This window comes from Streptomyces ferrugineus (assembly GCF_015160855.1).
Classification (GTDB): domain Bacteria; phylum Actinomycetota; class Actinomycetes; order Streptomycetales; family Streptomycetaceae; genus Streptomyces; species Streptomyces ferrugineus.
On the sequence record NZ_CP063373.1, the window covers coordinates 8682909 to 8696449 of the forward strand.

At 70.3% G+C, this 13541-nt stretch carries 10 protein-coding genes; 6 read left to right on the plus strand and 4 right to left on the minus strand.

The features are described 5' to 3' along the window. The first annotated feature begins 29 nt into the window (after positions 1 to 29). The gene (locus tag IM697_RS38565; RefSeq protein ID WP_194041280.1) at positions 30 to 620 is read left to right on the plus strand and encodes a malonic semialdehyde reductase; all 591 of its coding nucleotides are present in this window, start codon (positions 30 to 32) and stop codon (positions 618 to 620) included. 77 nt (positions 621 to 697) lie between these two features. Here the strand turns inward: IM697_RS38565 and IM697_RS38570 are convergent, their stop codons facing one another. After that, a complete protein-coding gene (locus IM697_RS38570) occupies positions 698 to 1219 on the minus strand; it encodes a DUF4245 domain-containing protein (RefSeq protein WP_194041282.1) in 522 nt (173 codons plus the stop codon). A gap of 127 nt (positions 1220 to 1346) precedes the next feature. On the opposite strand from IM697_RS38570, the gene glpX reads away from it, so the two are divergent. Beyond that, the gene (gene glpX / locus IM697_RS38575; RefSeq protein WP_194041284.1) at positions 1347 to 2384 is read left to right on the plus strand and encodes a class II fructose-bisphosphatase; all 1038 of its coding nucleotides are present in this window, start codon (positions 1347 to 1349) and stop codon (positions 2382 to 2384) included. 57 nt (positions 2385 to 2441) lie between these two features. On the opposite strand, the gene IM697_RS38580 is transcribed toward glpX, so the two are convergent. Continuing rightward, positions 2442 to 2819: a WhiB family transcriptional regulator gene (locus tag IM697_RS38580; RefSeq protein WP_194041286.1), complete on the minus strand. Its 378-nt coding sequence runs from the start codon at positions 2817 to 2819 to the stop codon at positions 2442 to 2444. 174 nt (positions 2820 to 2993) lie between these two features. Next, positions 2994 to 3701 carry a DUF1707 SHOCT-like domain-containing protein gene (locus IM697_RS38585; protein ID WP_194041288.1) on the minus strand — a complete coding sequence of 236 codons (708 nt, stop codon included), beginning with the start codon at positions 3699 to 3701 and terminating at the stop codon, positions 2994 to 2996. A 152-nt stretch (positions 3702 to 3853) separates the two neighbouring features. Here IM697_RS38585 and IM697_RS38590 point away from each other — a divergent pair, with 152 nt between their 5' ends. From IM697_RS38590 to IM697_RS38605, 4 genes are all read left to right on the plus strand, one after another. After that, positions 3854 to 5521, plus strand: coding sequence for a fumarate hydratase (locus IM697_RS38590; protein WP_194041290.1), 1668 nt, complete (start codon positions 3854 to 3856; stop codon positions 5519 to 5521). Positions 5522 to 6558: 1037 nt separating this feature from the next. Further along, complete coding sequence (locus IM697_RS38595; protein ID WP_194041292.1) at positions 6559 to 7944, plus strand: class II fumarate hydratase; 1386 nt, start codon at positions 6559 to 6561, stop codon at positions 7942 to 7944. Positions 7945 to 8016: 72 nt separating this feature from the next. Then, the gene (fomD, locus tag IM697_RS38600) at positions 8017 to 8712 is read left to right on the plus strand and encodes a cytidylyl-2-hydroxypropylphosphonate hydrolase (protein WP_194041294.1); all 696 of its coding nucleotides are present in this window, start codon (positions 8017 to 8019) and stop codon (positions 8710 to 8712) included. A 277-nt stretch (positions 8713 to 8989) separates the two neighbouring features. Next, positions 8990 to 11113, plus strand: a complete 2124-nt coding sequence (locus IM697_RS38605) for an ATP-binding SpoIIE family protein phosphatase (protein WP_194041296.1) — start codon at positions 8990 to 8992, stop codon at positions 11111 to 11113. 18 nt (positions 11114 to 11131) lie between these two features. On the opposite strand, the gene IM697_RS38610 is transcribed toward IM697_RS38605, so the two are convergent. After that, positions 11132 to 13528 carry a transglycosylase domain-containing protein gene (locus IM697_RS38610; RefSeq protein WP_194041298.1) on the minus strand — a complete coding sequence of 799 codons (2397 nt, stop codon included), beginning with the start codon at positions 13526 to 13528 and terminating at the stop codon, positions 11132 to 11134. Positions 13529 to 13541: the final 13 nt, after the last annotated feature.

Below are 13541 nucleotides of genomic sequence, written 5' to 3' on the forward strand. Positions count from 1 at the left end.
GTACACGCACACCCCGAGAAGGTTCACGCATGTCTCTCGTTCTTGACCCCGCCGCCCAGGACCTGCTGTTCCGCGAGGCCCGCACCGCGAACACGTTCACCGACGAGCCGGTGACCGAGGAGCAGATCCAGGCGATCTACGACCTGGTCAAGTACGGCCCCACCGCCTTCAACCAGACCCCGCTGCGCATCACCCTGGTCCGCTCCGCCGAGGCCCGTGAGCGCCTGGTGCGGCACATGGCCGAGGGCAACCAGGCCAAGACCGCCACCGCGCCGCTGGTCGCGATCCTCGCCGCGGACAACGAGTTCCACGAGGAGCTGCCGACCCTGTTCCCGGCGTTCCCGCAGGCCAAGGACGTCTTCTTCAGCGAGCGCCCGGCCCGCGAGAACGCCGCCGGGCTGAACGCCGCCCTCCAGGCCGCGTACTTCATCGTCGGCGTCCGCGCCGCGGGGCTGGCCGCCGGCCCGATGACCGGCTTCGACTTCGAGGGCGTCCGCAAGGAGTTCCTGGACGACGACCACACCCCGCTGATGGTCGTCAACATCGGCAAGCCGGGCGCCGACGCCTGGTACCCGCGCTCCCCGCGGCTGGACTTCGACCAGGTCGTCACCACGGTCTGAACCGACCACGGAAGACACGACGGATGACAAAAGGGCCCCCGGCCGGAACGCCGGGGGCCTTCGTCATGCCAGGAGCGTCACTGCGCCTTGAGCGCCTTCGCCATCCGCGTCAGCTGCTCGAACGACCCCGTGCCCGCCACCACGGTCGTCGCACCCTTCTCCTGGTGCACGAGCGCGTCGTAGCGGCCGCCCGTGTAGCGCGTCCACGTCCGGTCGCCGATCTTCTCGGTGACCTCGGTCGCCCGCCCGCCCTGGGTGGCCTTCTCCAGGAACGTCGCCGGCTTCTCGGCCGACTGCTCGACCTGGACGTAGTCCCCGCCGGCGGTGTGGAAGCCGAGATGCCAGGCGTCGAATTCGTCGCCCCTGAAGCGGACGGACGTCGCCTTCCAGGAGTCGGGCAGTCCCTCGGGCGCCACCACGGGGTACGACGCCGCACGGCTGGCCGTGAGCAGTTCGACGCGGTAGTCGACCCGGGGGAGTTCGGGAGCGCTGTCGTCATGGGGGACGAAGATGTAGATGACTCCCGCCGCGAGCAGGGTCACCCCGAGGGAGAGGACCATGTTGCGGACCGACTTCTGCTTACCGTTCGAACCTGCCACGCCCCCTATCGTCGCAGGTGCCCCGCCCGCTCATCCGTGGGGTCCCCTGCTCATTCTGCGTGCCCGAGGATAGAGTCAGGGTCGTCACCCTCATCCGGCCGTCGTCGTATCAGAAAGGTGCGCCTCGATGACCGAGAATCATCATCATCTGCCGTCCGAGCTCGAAGTCCCCAGTGAAGCTCCCGACCGCAACCTCGCCCTGGAGCTGGTCCGTGTGACCGAGGCGGCGGCGATGGCCGCCGGCCGCTGGGTCGGGCGCGGCGACAAGAACGGCGCCGACGGTGCCGCGGTGCGCGCCATGCGGACTCTCGTCCACACCGTGTCGATGAACGGCGTCGTCGTCATCGGTGAGGGCGAGAAGGACGAGGCGCCGATGCTCTTCAACGGCGAGCGCGTCGGCGACGGGACCGGGCCGGAGTGCGACATCGCCGTCGACCCGATCGACGGGACCACCCTGACCGCGAAGGGCATGCCCAACGCGATCGCCGTCCTCGCGGCCGCCGACCGGGGGTCGATGTTCGACCCGTCCGCCGTCTTCTACATGGACAAGCTGGTCACGGGCCCCGAGGCCGCCGACTTCGTCGACATCAACGCGCCCGTGGAGGTCAACATCCGCCGGGTCGCCAAGGCGAAGCGGTCGACGCCGGAGGACGTGACGGTGGTCATCCTCGACCGGCCCCGGCACGAGGGCATCATCAAGGAGATCCGGGACGCGGGCGCGCGGATCAAGCTGATCTCCGACGGCGATGTCGCGGGGTCGATCTACGCGCTGCGCGAGGGCACCGGCGTCGACATGCTGCTCGGCATCGGCGGTACGCCGGAGGGGATCATCTCGGCCTGTGCCGTGAAGTGCCTCGGCGGCACCATCCAGGGCAAGCTGTGGCCGAAGGACGACGAGGAGCGGCAGCGCGCGATCGACGCCGGGCACGACCTCGACCGGGTGCTGATGACCGATGACCTGGTGGCCGGGGACAACGTGTTCTTCGTGGCGACCGGGATCACCGACGGTGAGCTGCTGCGGGGGGTGCGGTACCGGTCGGAGACCGCGACCACCGACTCGATCGTGATGCGGTCGAAGTCGGGGACGGTGCGGCGGATCGACTCCGAGCACCGGCTGAGCAAGCTGCGGGCGTACAGCGCGATCGACTTCGACAGGGCGAAGTAGCCGGCGCACAGCCAAGAGGGCGCCCCCGGTGCGGAGGGGGCGCCCTCTTTCTGCTTGTCAGCCTGCCTGTGCTATCCGGTTCGCCGTCCTCGCCGCCTTCTTCAGTTCCATTTCGCGGCGGCGGCGCCTCGCCAGCACCACTCGGCGTTCCGCTGCCGTGAGGCCGCCCCAGACGCCGTACGGTTCGGGCTGGAGGAGGGCGTGCTCGCGGCACTCGACCATGACGGGGCAGCGGGCGCAGACCCGCTTGGCCGCTTCCTCACGGGAGAGACGGGCCGCGGTGGGCTCCTTCGAGGGCGCGAAGAACAGGCCGGCCTCGTCACGGCGGCACACGGCCTCGGTATGCCATGGGGCGTCTTGATCCCTGTCTCGCGCTGGCACCCGCTGGGCCGGAACGGCAGCTACCTGCAGGGACGAATGCGGCGGTTGCAGCACGGTCTACTCCTGACGACGGCTTCGCGAGCGAGAGACGATGCAGCAAGGTCTACCCGCTGTGCGCGCGCCTATGCAGTCAGTTCCGAACCGCTGGTTTTCGGGGGGTCCCGCACGCCGATGTGCCGGTCTGTCGGCGGCCTCCGGGCAGGAGAGTCCCGGCCCGATTCACAACCGTCAACGATCCAGATGTTTGCGCAAACCCTTGTCGACCTTGCGCTGAACACGGTCGAGGATGTCCGCGACGAGCTTGCCCCGCTTCGCCCTGCCCTCGATGTTGCCGAGCACGGCCCAGCCGTCGACCTGGACGACCGGCGCCTCGGCGTCCTCCGCGTCGAGGTGGTCCACCTCGAAGTTGCCCAGCACACCGCCGCCGGTGCCGCGCAGCGAGACGTTCTCCGGGACGCGTACCTCGACGTTGCCGAAGACCGAGATCGCCCGGATCATCACGTGCTGGTACTCGAAGAGCGCCTCGCTGAGGTCTATCTCCACGCTGCCGAAGATCGCATACGCGTGGATACGGCGGCCCGCGCGCCAGCGGCCCTTGCGGACGGCGCAGCTGAAGACCGCCACCACGTTGTCGTCGGGTTCGGCCGGGATCGCGCCCGGGGCCGGGCGGCCGGGGGCGGGCGGATGAGAGGCCCGGCGCTGCTGGGCGGCGGGCAGGTCCCGTATGAACACGTCCAGTTCACCGACCGTCTTCGCCGCCAGTACGCCCTCGACGCGTTCGGCGTGCTCGTCGGCGGTGAGGCGGCCCTCGGCCAGGGCGTCGCGCAGGATGTCGGCGATCCGGTCGCGGTCGGCGTCGGAGGCGCGGAGCTCGGTGGCGGCAGCGGGTGCCTGTGCCGATGCCGGCGCCGGTGCGGTCTGCTTCTGTAGGTCCACGGCAGCAGCGTACCGAAACACGATAGATCGCGATACCCCTGTGGATGACGAACTGAGCCTTACCTCACAAGCTTCCGGGGTTGGACAGGTTCTACGCTGAGGAGGCCGCCAATGGAGGCGGCTGCCGTCTGCCGAGTGAGGAATGGGCTGAGATGCCTGAGTTCGCGTACACCGATCTGCTCCCCATGGGAGAGGACACCACCCCGTACCGGCTGGTGACCTCCGAGGGTGTCTCCACCTTCGAGGCCGACGGGCGCACGTTCCTCAAGGTGGAGCCCGAGGCGCTGCGCAAGCTCGCCGAGGAGGCCATCCACGACATCCAGCACTATCTGCGCCCGGCCCACCTCGCCCAGCTCCGCCGCATCGTCGACGACCCCGAGGCGTCGGGCAACGACAAGTTCGTGGCGCTGGACCTGCTGAAGAACGCGAACATCGCGGCGGCGGGCGTCCTGCCGATGTGCCAGGACACCGGTACGGCGATCGTCATGGGCAAGCGCGGGCAGAACGTGCTGACGCAGGGCGGGGACGAGGAAGCCCTGTCGCGCGGCATCTACGACGCGTACACCAGGCTCAACCTCCGGTACTCGCAGATGGCTCCGCTCACCATGTGGGAGGAGAAGAACACCGGGTCGAACCTGCCGGCGCAGATCGAGCTGTACGCCACCGACGGCGGCGCCTACAAGTTCCTGTTCATGGCGAAGGGCGGCGGCTCGGCCAACAAGTCCTTCCTGTACCAGGAGACCAAGGCCGTTCTGAACGAGGCCTCCATGATGAAGTTCCTGGAGGAGAAGATCCGTTCGCTGGGTACGGCCGCCTGTCCGCCGTATCACCTGGCGATCGTGGTGGGCGGTACGAGCGCCGAGTACGCCCTGAAGACGGCGAAGTACGCCTCCGCGCACTACCTGGACGAGATTCCGGCCGAGGGTTCGCCGCTCGGGCACGGGTTCCGGGACAAGGAGCTGGAGGAGAAGGTCTTCGAGCTGACGCAGAGGATCGGGATCGGGGCGCAGTTCGGCGGCAAGTACTTCTGCCACGACGTGCGGGTGGTGCGGCTGCCGCGGCACGGGGCGTCGTGTCCCGTCGCGATCGCTGTTTCGTGCTCCGCCGACCGGCAGGCCGTCGCGAAGATCACGGCTGAGGGCGTCTTCCTGGAGCAGCTGGAGACCGATCCGGCGCGGTTCCTGCCGGAGACGACGGACGAGCACCTCGAGGCCGACGGTGACGTGGTGCGGATCGACCTGAACCAGCCGATGGAGTCGATCCTCGCCGAGCTCACCAAGTACCCGGTGAAGACCCGTCTGTCCCTCACCGGCCCGCTGGTCGTGGCCCGTGACATCGCGCACGCCAAGATCAAGGAGCGGCTGGACGCGGGTGAGGAGATGCCGCAGTACCTGAAGGACCACCCGGTGTACTACGCGGGGCCGGCGAAGACGCCCGAGGGGTATGCGTCGGGTTCGTTCGGTCCTACGACCGCCGGGCGCATGGACTCCTACGTCGAGCAGTTCCAGGCGGCCGGTGGGTCCAAGGTGATGCTGGCCAAGGGCAACCGCAGCAAGCAGGTCACGGACGCGTGTGGCTCGCACGGCGGCTTCTATCTGGGGTCCATCGGCGGCCCGGCCGCGCGTCTCGCGCAGGACTGCATCAAGAAGGTCGAGGTCGTCGAGTACGAGGAGCTCGGCATGGAGGCCGTCTGGAAGATCGAGGTCGAGGACTTCCCGGCGTTCATCGTGGTCGACGACAAGGGCAACGACTTCTTCCAGGACCCGGCGCCGGCGCCGACGTTCACGTCGATTCCGGTACGGGGTCCGGGGCTGGCGTAGCTCCTGCGGTGCGGCGGGGATGGGTTTCGCCCCCGCCGCCCCTACCCGTCCCATCCCCAGGGGCGCCGCCCCTTCGACCCCGCGTGCTTCTGGGGGCTGCGCCCCCAGACCCCCGCTCCGGCCCTTAAGGGGCCTTGTCCTCAAACGCCGGACGGGCTGACTGATGCGGGCCGACGCTGGAAGGTGGAGCCACCTGCGGGTGGGCGGGGGCTGGGGACGGCATGGTCCCGTCCCCGAACACCAGACAGGATGAGACGACGCCGACCGGCACTGGAAGGCGGCGCCACCTGCGGGTGGGTGGGGGCTGGGGACGGCACGGTCCCGTCCCCGAACACCGGACGGGACGAGACGACCCCGACCGGCACTGGAAGGCGGCGCCACCTGCGGGTGGGTGGGGGCTGGGGACGGCACGGTCCCGTCCCCGAACACCAGACAGGATGAGACGACCCCGACCGGCACTGGAAGGCGGCGCCACCTGCGGGTGGGTGGGGGCTGGGGACGGCACGGTCCCGTCCCCGAACACCGGACGGGACGAGACGACCCCGACCGGCACTGGAAGGCGGCGCCACCTGCGGGTGGGTGGGGACGGAATGAGATGCGCCGACCGGCATTGGAAGCAAGCGCGCCCCCCACGCGGGTGGGTGAGAGGGCCCGGGACGGCATGATCCCGTCCCTGAACACCAGACGGGATAAGACGACCCCGACCGGCACTGGAAAGCGGCGCCCCCTGCGGGTGGGTGCGGGCCGGGGACGGGATGAGATGCGCCGGCCGGTATTGGAAGCAAGCGCGCGCCCCACGCGGGTGGGTGAGAGGGCCCGGGACGGCATGATCCCGTCCCCGAACGTCGGGCGAGATGAGGCGACGCCGGTCGGCGTTGAACGCAAGCGCCCCCGCGGGTGAGGGGGCCGGTCGGCGGCCGAAGTGGGTTTGCGTCATATCGCCTCGGACAGTCGTCTGTCCGAGGCAACAGGAGGAAGCTGCGACGCGTCCGCCCGCTCCCCGGAACATCCACCCCGTCCCGATCGCTATAGCCGATATGAGCGAATACCGCATCGAGCACGACTCCATGGGCGAGGTCCGCGTCCCGGTGGACGCCAAGTGGCGGGCCCAGACGCAGCGTGCCGTCGAGAACTTCCCCCTCTCCGGCCAGCGCATCGAGCGGGCCCACATCGAGGCCCTGGCCCGGATCAAGGGCGCCGCCGCCAAGGTGAACGCGCGGCTCGGGGTGCTCGACAAGGACATCGCCGACGCCATCCAGGAAGCGGCCGACGAGGTCGCCGAGGGGCGGTGGGACGAGCACTTCCCGGTGGACGTGTTCCAGACCGGGTCCGGGACCTCGTCCAACATGAACACCAACGAGGTCATCGCCACCCTCGCCAGCGAGCGGCTCGGGCGGGACGTGCATCCCAATGATCATGTGAACGCGTCGCAGTCGTCCAATGACGTCTTCCCCTCCTCCATTCACATCGCCGCCACCGCCGCCGTCACGCGTGATCTGATCCCGGCGCTGGAGCACCTCGCCGACTCCCTGGAGCGCAAGGCCGAGGAGTTCGCCGATGTGGTGAAGTCGGGGCGGACCCATCTCATGGACGCCACGCCCGTGACGCTGGGCCAGGAGTTCGGCGGGTACGCCGCCCAGATGCGGTACGGCGTCGAGCGGCTGCACGCCTCCCTCCCCCGCCTCGCCGAACTCCCCCTCGGCGGCACCGCCGTGGGCACCGGCATCAACACGCCCCCCGGCTTCTCCGCCGCCGTCATCGAGGAGGTGGCCCGCGCCACCGGGCTGCCGCTCACCGAGGCGCGGGACCACTTCGAGGCGCAGGGTGCCCGGGACGGGATCGTGGAGAGCAGTGGGCAGCTCAGGACCATTGCCGTCGGGCTGACGAAGATCGCCAACGACCTGCGGTGGATGTCGTCCGGGCCGCGCACCGGGCTCGCCGAGATCAGCCTTCCCGACCTCCAGCCGGGGTCGTCGATCATGCCGGGCAAGGTCAATCCGGTCATCCCGGAAGCCGTGCTCATGGTCGCCGCGCAGGTCGTCGGCAACGACGCCACCGTCGCCACCGCCGGGGCCGCGGGCAACTTCGAGCTCAATGTCATGCTTCCGGTCATCGCCAAGAACGTGCTGGAGTCCATCCGGCTGCTCGCGGGCGCCTCCCGGCTGCTCGCCGACCGCACCGTCGACGGCGTCGTCGCGCACCGCGAACGGGCCCTGGAGTACGCCGAGTCGTCACCCTCCGTGGTCACCCCGCTCAACAAGTACATCGGGTACGAGGAGGCCGCCAAGGTCGCCAAGAAGGCCCTCGCGGAGCGGCGGACGATCCGCCAAGTCGTCCTGGAGGGCGGGTATGTGGAGCGTGGCGACCTCACCCTGGAGCAGTTGGACGAGGCCCTCGATGTCCTGCGGATGACACGGCCGTGACCCATGCTCACGGCGGCGTGAACCGTGACGGGCGCCGCAGCGTCGTATGCCTGTGGCACCTAATATCTGTTCATGGCAGACGGTGGAGCGATGACGACGGAAGTGGAAGCGGGCGGGGCGACGGGTTTCTGGGCGCCCGGGACGCAGATCCTGTGGCGGTACCGGGAGAACGCGGGCCGTCGCTTCCACATCGCGCGTCCGGTCACCGTCGTACGCGACGACGACGAGATCCTCGCCGTATGGCTCGCGCCGGGCACGGAATGCGTCAAGCCGGTGCTCGCCGACGGGACGTCCGTGCACCGGGAACCCCTGGAGACGCGGTACACCAAGCCGCGTTCCGTCCAGCGCGACCGGTGGTTCGGGACCGGGGTGCTCAAGCTCGCGCGGTCCGGTGAGCCGTGGTCGGTGTGGCTGTTCTGGGAACCCGGGTGGCGGTTCAAGAACTGGTACGTGAATCTTGAGGAGCCGCTGGCCCGTTGGTCGGGCGGGGTCGACTCCGAGGATCACTTCCTGGACATCTCCGTGCACCCGGACCGCAGTTGGCACTGGCGGGACGAGGACGAGTTCGCGCAGGCCCAGCGGGACGGGCTGATGGACGAACCGCTGGCCGCGCGGGTGCGGGAGGCGGGGCTCGGGGCGGTGGAGGTGATCCGCGCCTGGGGGCCGCCGTTCGCCGACGGATGGCAGAACTGGCGCCCGGATCCCTCCTGGGCTGTACCTTCTTTGCCTGAGGACTGGGATCGCACGCCCGCGCACATGTCGTCGTGAGACCCTTGATGCGCCCCCGGGCAACAAACGTAGGATCGTCCTCCGCAAGGGTGCGCAAGGGCAACTACCGGGGTGCGCGCCGGGCTTGACCGATCGTCACCGAGGGGCGGCAGGACGTGAGCGAGGGTTACCAGGGCACCGCCCGGACGGGCGGACGCTCCACCGGCGGCACAGGAACTGCCTCTGGCCACGCGGGAATTCCGTTCCTGGGGCACGTATTCCGGGTATCGGAGTTTCGGCGGGACGAACTGCACGCGCGGCGCGCAGCCCCGGACGGATGGATTCGAAAGGCGTGACGGAGCAGCCGACCTCCTTCGAACGCCCCGAGACGGGCGTCGACCCCGCGGAGCCCCGCGGGGCGCTCGTGCGTACCTCGACACCACCGGCGCCGCGCGACACGCCGCCGCATCCCCCGGGCGGCGCCGCCTTACCCGCGCAGGCACGCACCGGAGAGACCCCCTCCACGCCGGGCACCACCACGCCGTCCGGCCCGAGCAAGGAGCCCCCAGTCATCGCCGGCAACGGCCCCGAGCACTCACAGCCCTCCGTCGCCGCCGAGCCCGACACCCACCGGCCGCGGCCCGTTCCGGAGGCCATCCCGCCCCAGCCGGGCACCGAGGAGCCGTCGGCGTCCGCCGAGCGGCGCACCGGACAGAGCCTGCCGTCCGGCCGGCCCACACCCATGCGCCGGGACGGTGACCGGCTGCGCTTCGTGGGCGCCGCGACCCGGCGGATCGCCCGCGGCATCGACCTGGACGAGATCGTGATGGGGCTGTGCCGGGCGACCGTGCCGACCTTCTCCGACGCGATCCTCGTCTATCTGCGCGACCCGCTGCCGGTCGGCGACGAACGCCCCACCGGGCCCGTCGTGCTGCGCCTGCGCCGCACCGACCGCATCCCCGAGGAGCGCGACAGCGACAGCGGCTTCCTGCCCGCACAGCAGCAGCCGGAGCCGACCGAGCTGGCCGAGCTGTCCACCGTCACCGCCGAACTGTGCGAGGTTCGGCCCGGTGGCGCGCTCGCCGAGGTGCTGCGCGGCGTACGGCCCGTCTTCGCCGACGCGCCCGCCGCCCGTGCCGCCCTGCCGGAACTTCTCGGCGACGACGGCGAGTTGATCATCCCCGACGGCCAGCGCGCGATCCTCGCCCCGCTGCGCGGCCGCCGCCGCGTCATCGGCGCCGCCGTCTTCCTGCGCCGCCCCGAGCGCCTCGCCTTCGAGCCGGACGACCTCCTGGTCGCCGCCCAGCTCGCCACGCACAGCGCCCTCGGCATCGACAAGGCGGTGCTGTACGGCCGCGAGGCGTACATCGCCGACGAGCTGCAGCGCACGATGCTCCCGGAGACGCTGCCGCGCCCGACGGGCGTACGGCTGGCCTCCCGTTACCTGCCGGCCGCCGAGACGGCCCGGGTGGGCGGCGACTGGTACGACGCGATCCCGCTGCCGGGCAGCCGCGTCGCCCTGGTCGTCGGCGACGTCATGGGCCACTCCATGACCTCCGCCGCGATCATGGGCCAGCTGCGGACCACCGCCCAGACCCTCGCCGGCCTGGACCTGCCCCCGCAGGAGGTCCTGCACCACCTCGACGAACAGGCCCAGCGCCTGGGCACCGACCGCATGGCGACCTGTCTGTACGCCGTCTACGACCCGGTATCGCACCGCATCACCATCGCCAACGCCGGTCACCCGCCGCCCGTCCTGCTGCACCTGGGCGGCCGCGCGGAGGTGCTGCGCGTGCCCGCGGGCGCCCCGATCGGCGTCGGCGGCGTCGACTTCGAGGCGGTGGAGCTGGACGCGCCGGCCGGAGCGACCCTGCTCCTCTACACCGACGGCCTGGTCGAGTCCCGCCTGCGCGACGTGTGGACCGGCATAGAGCAACTGCGCGAGAAGCTCGCCGCCACCGCGCAGCTCACCGGCCCCGACCATCCGCCGCCCCTCGAGGCCCTCTGCGACGAGGTCCTCGACATGCTCGGCCCGGGTGACCGCGACGACGACATCGCGCTGCTCGCCGCCCGCTTCGACGGGATCGCGCCGAGCGACGTGGCGTACTGGTTCCTGGAGCCGGAGGACGCGGCACCCGGCCGCGCCCGGCGGCTCGCCCGGCGGGCGCTGGCCCGGTGGGGCCTGGAGGAGCTCACCGACTCGGTCGAGCTGCTGGTCAGCGAGGTCGTCACCAACGCGGTGCGGTACGCCTCGCGGCCGGTGACGCTGCGGCTGCTGCGGACCGACGTGCTGCGCTGCGAGGTCGGCGACGACGTGCCGCAGTTGCCGCGGCTGCGGCAGGCCCGGGCCACCGACGAGGGCGGGCGCGGGCTCTACCTCGTCAACCGGCTGGCCCGACGGTGGGGAGCCACGCGGCTGAGCACCGGGAAGGTCGTCTGGTTCGAGTTGAACCGGGGCTGAGCGCCCCGGTCCGCTCTGCTACCGGTCCTTGTCGGGTCTGCTCGGGTCCAGGGTGATGTCGTCCGTCGGTTCGACCGTCGGGGGCGTCGTCGGCTCCTCAGTCGTCGGTTCGTCCGACGGCTCCTCGGTCGTCGGCTCTTCCGTCGGCTCCTCGGTCGTCGGTTCCTCCGTCGGCTCCTCGGTCGTCGGCTCTTCCGTCGGCTCCTGGGTCGTCGGCTCCTGCGTCGGGGTCGGCGTCCAGGTGGGCTTGACGGCCGCGCCCTGGTCGGTGTCGAGGTCGAACTTGGCGTCCGGGTCCGTCACTCCGAACATGTACGCCGCCCAGATCTCGGCCGGGAAGCCACCGCCGTTGACGCGGTCGAAGCCGCCGGCGCCGTACATCTTGGTGTGCGCGCGGGTCTTCTCGTCCTCGCCGAACAGACCCACCGAGGTGACCAGGTCGGGTGTGTAGCCGGTGAACCAGGCCGACTTGTTGTCGTCGGAGGTACCCGTCTTGCCGGCGACCTTCTGGCCGTCGCGCTTGGGGTTGTTCGCCACGGACTGCCGGGCCGTACCGTCGTCGACCACGCCCGTCAGGACCGAGGTCACCGTGTCCGCGGTCTCCCGGCTGATGACCTGCTCGCCCACCGGGTTCGGGATGTCGACCTTACGGCTGTTGTGCTCGGCCTCCTTCAGGATGCTGGGCGTGACCTTCTTGCCATGGTTGTCGAGGGTGGCGTACACCCCGGCCATCTGCAGCGGGCTGGCGCCCATGGTGCCCAGGGTCTGCGCGGGTACCGCCTGCTCGTTGGCGGTGTCCATGCCGAGCTTGCCCGCCACGTCCATGACGTTCTCCATGCCGACGTCCACGCCCATCTGCGCGAAGACGGAGTTGACGGACTTGTTCATCGCCGTCTGGACGGTGACGTCGCCGTAGTCCTGGTCGTCCTCGTTCTCCGGTGCGAAGCCGACCTTGTCGCCGTCGGCGTCCACCACCGGGCGCTTGCTGGTGCCGTCGTAGACCGTGTTGGCGGTGATCGGCTTGCCGGACCGGGTCTCGGCGTTCTCCTCCAGGGCGGCGGCCAGGATCACCGGCTTGAACGTCGACGCGGGCTGGTAGTCGGTGCGGGTCGCGTTGCTCGTGTAGTGCTTGAAGTAGTCCACGCCGCCGTACAGGGCGACGACCTTGCCGGTCTTGGGATCGACGGAGACCGCGCCGGCCTGCACGTTCGCGTCGACCTTGCGCTTCTTCTTGTCCAGCTTGCTGGTCAGCTCCGCCTGGACGGCCTTCTCCAGCTCGGCCTGCTTCTTCTTGTCGATGTTCAGGGTGATGGTCCAGCCCTGGTCGACGACCGCGGCCTCGGCCTGGGCCCGGGTGATGCCCTGCTCCGTCATGAGCTGGTCCTCGAGCTGGCGGTTGGCGAGCTCGATCAGATAGCCCTTCTGGCCCTCCCGCCCGGCCGCGGGCTTCGGCTCCATCGGCTTCGGGAACGTCATGCCCTGGCGCTCGGCCTTGTCCAGCCAGCCCTCCTCGACCATGTTGTCCAGGACGTAGTTCCAGCGGGCCGTGACCAGCCTCTTGCCGGAGTCGGACGCCGCCTGCCAGTCGTACTGGCTCGGCGCCTGGAGCAATGCGGCGAGGTACGCGCCCTGTTGGACGCTGAGCTTCTCGGCGTCGACGCGGTAGTAGGCCTGGGCGGCGGCCTGGATGCCGTAGGCGCCGCGGCCGTAGTAGCTGGTGTTGATGTAGCCGGCGAGGATGTCGTCCTTGGACATCTGGCGGTCGACCTTCAGGGAGATGACCATCTCCCTGAGCTTGCGGCTGACCGTCTGCTCCTGGCTGAGGTAGTAGTTCTTGACGTACTGCTGGGTGATGGTCGAACCACCCTGCGCGCCCTTGCCCATCAGCGTGTTGAGCACACCGCGGGCCGTGCCCTTCAGGTCGATGCCGTTGTCCTTGTAGAAGGTCTTGTTCTCGGCGGCGACGAAGGACTGCTGGACCTTCTTCGGCACCTTGTCCAGGCCCACGATCTCGCGGTTGACCGTGCCGGCGCGGGCCAGGACCGCGCCGTCGCTGTACTTGTAGACGTTGCTCTGGCGCTGCGCGGCCTGTGCCGCGGCGTTGTCCTGCGGGATGTCCACGTACAGGTACAGCGCGATGAAGGCGCCGATGCCGAGCAGGCAGAAGCCCAGGAACGTGCCGAGGATCTTCTTCCAGGTGAACAGCCGGCGTATGCGGCCCTTGCCGTCACCGCCCTTGCCCCCGGACCTGGCCGCCCGGCGGGCCGCGGCCCGGCCGCCGACCGCGGCCGACGGTGCGCCGATGACGGTGGTCGACTCGCCGGCGCCCGTGTCCGACGGCGTGCCGGACGAACGCCGGGGTGCAGCGCGGCGGCCGCCGCGCTGCCGCGCTCGTCTCTCTTCCGCTCGTCCCATGGGTCCGTTCCGC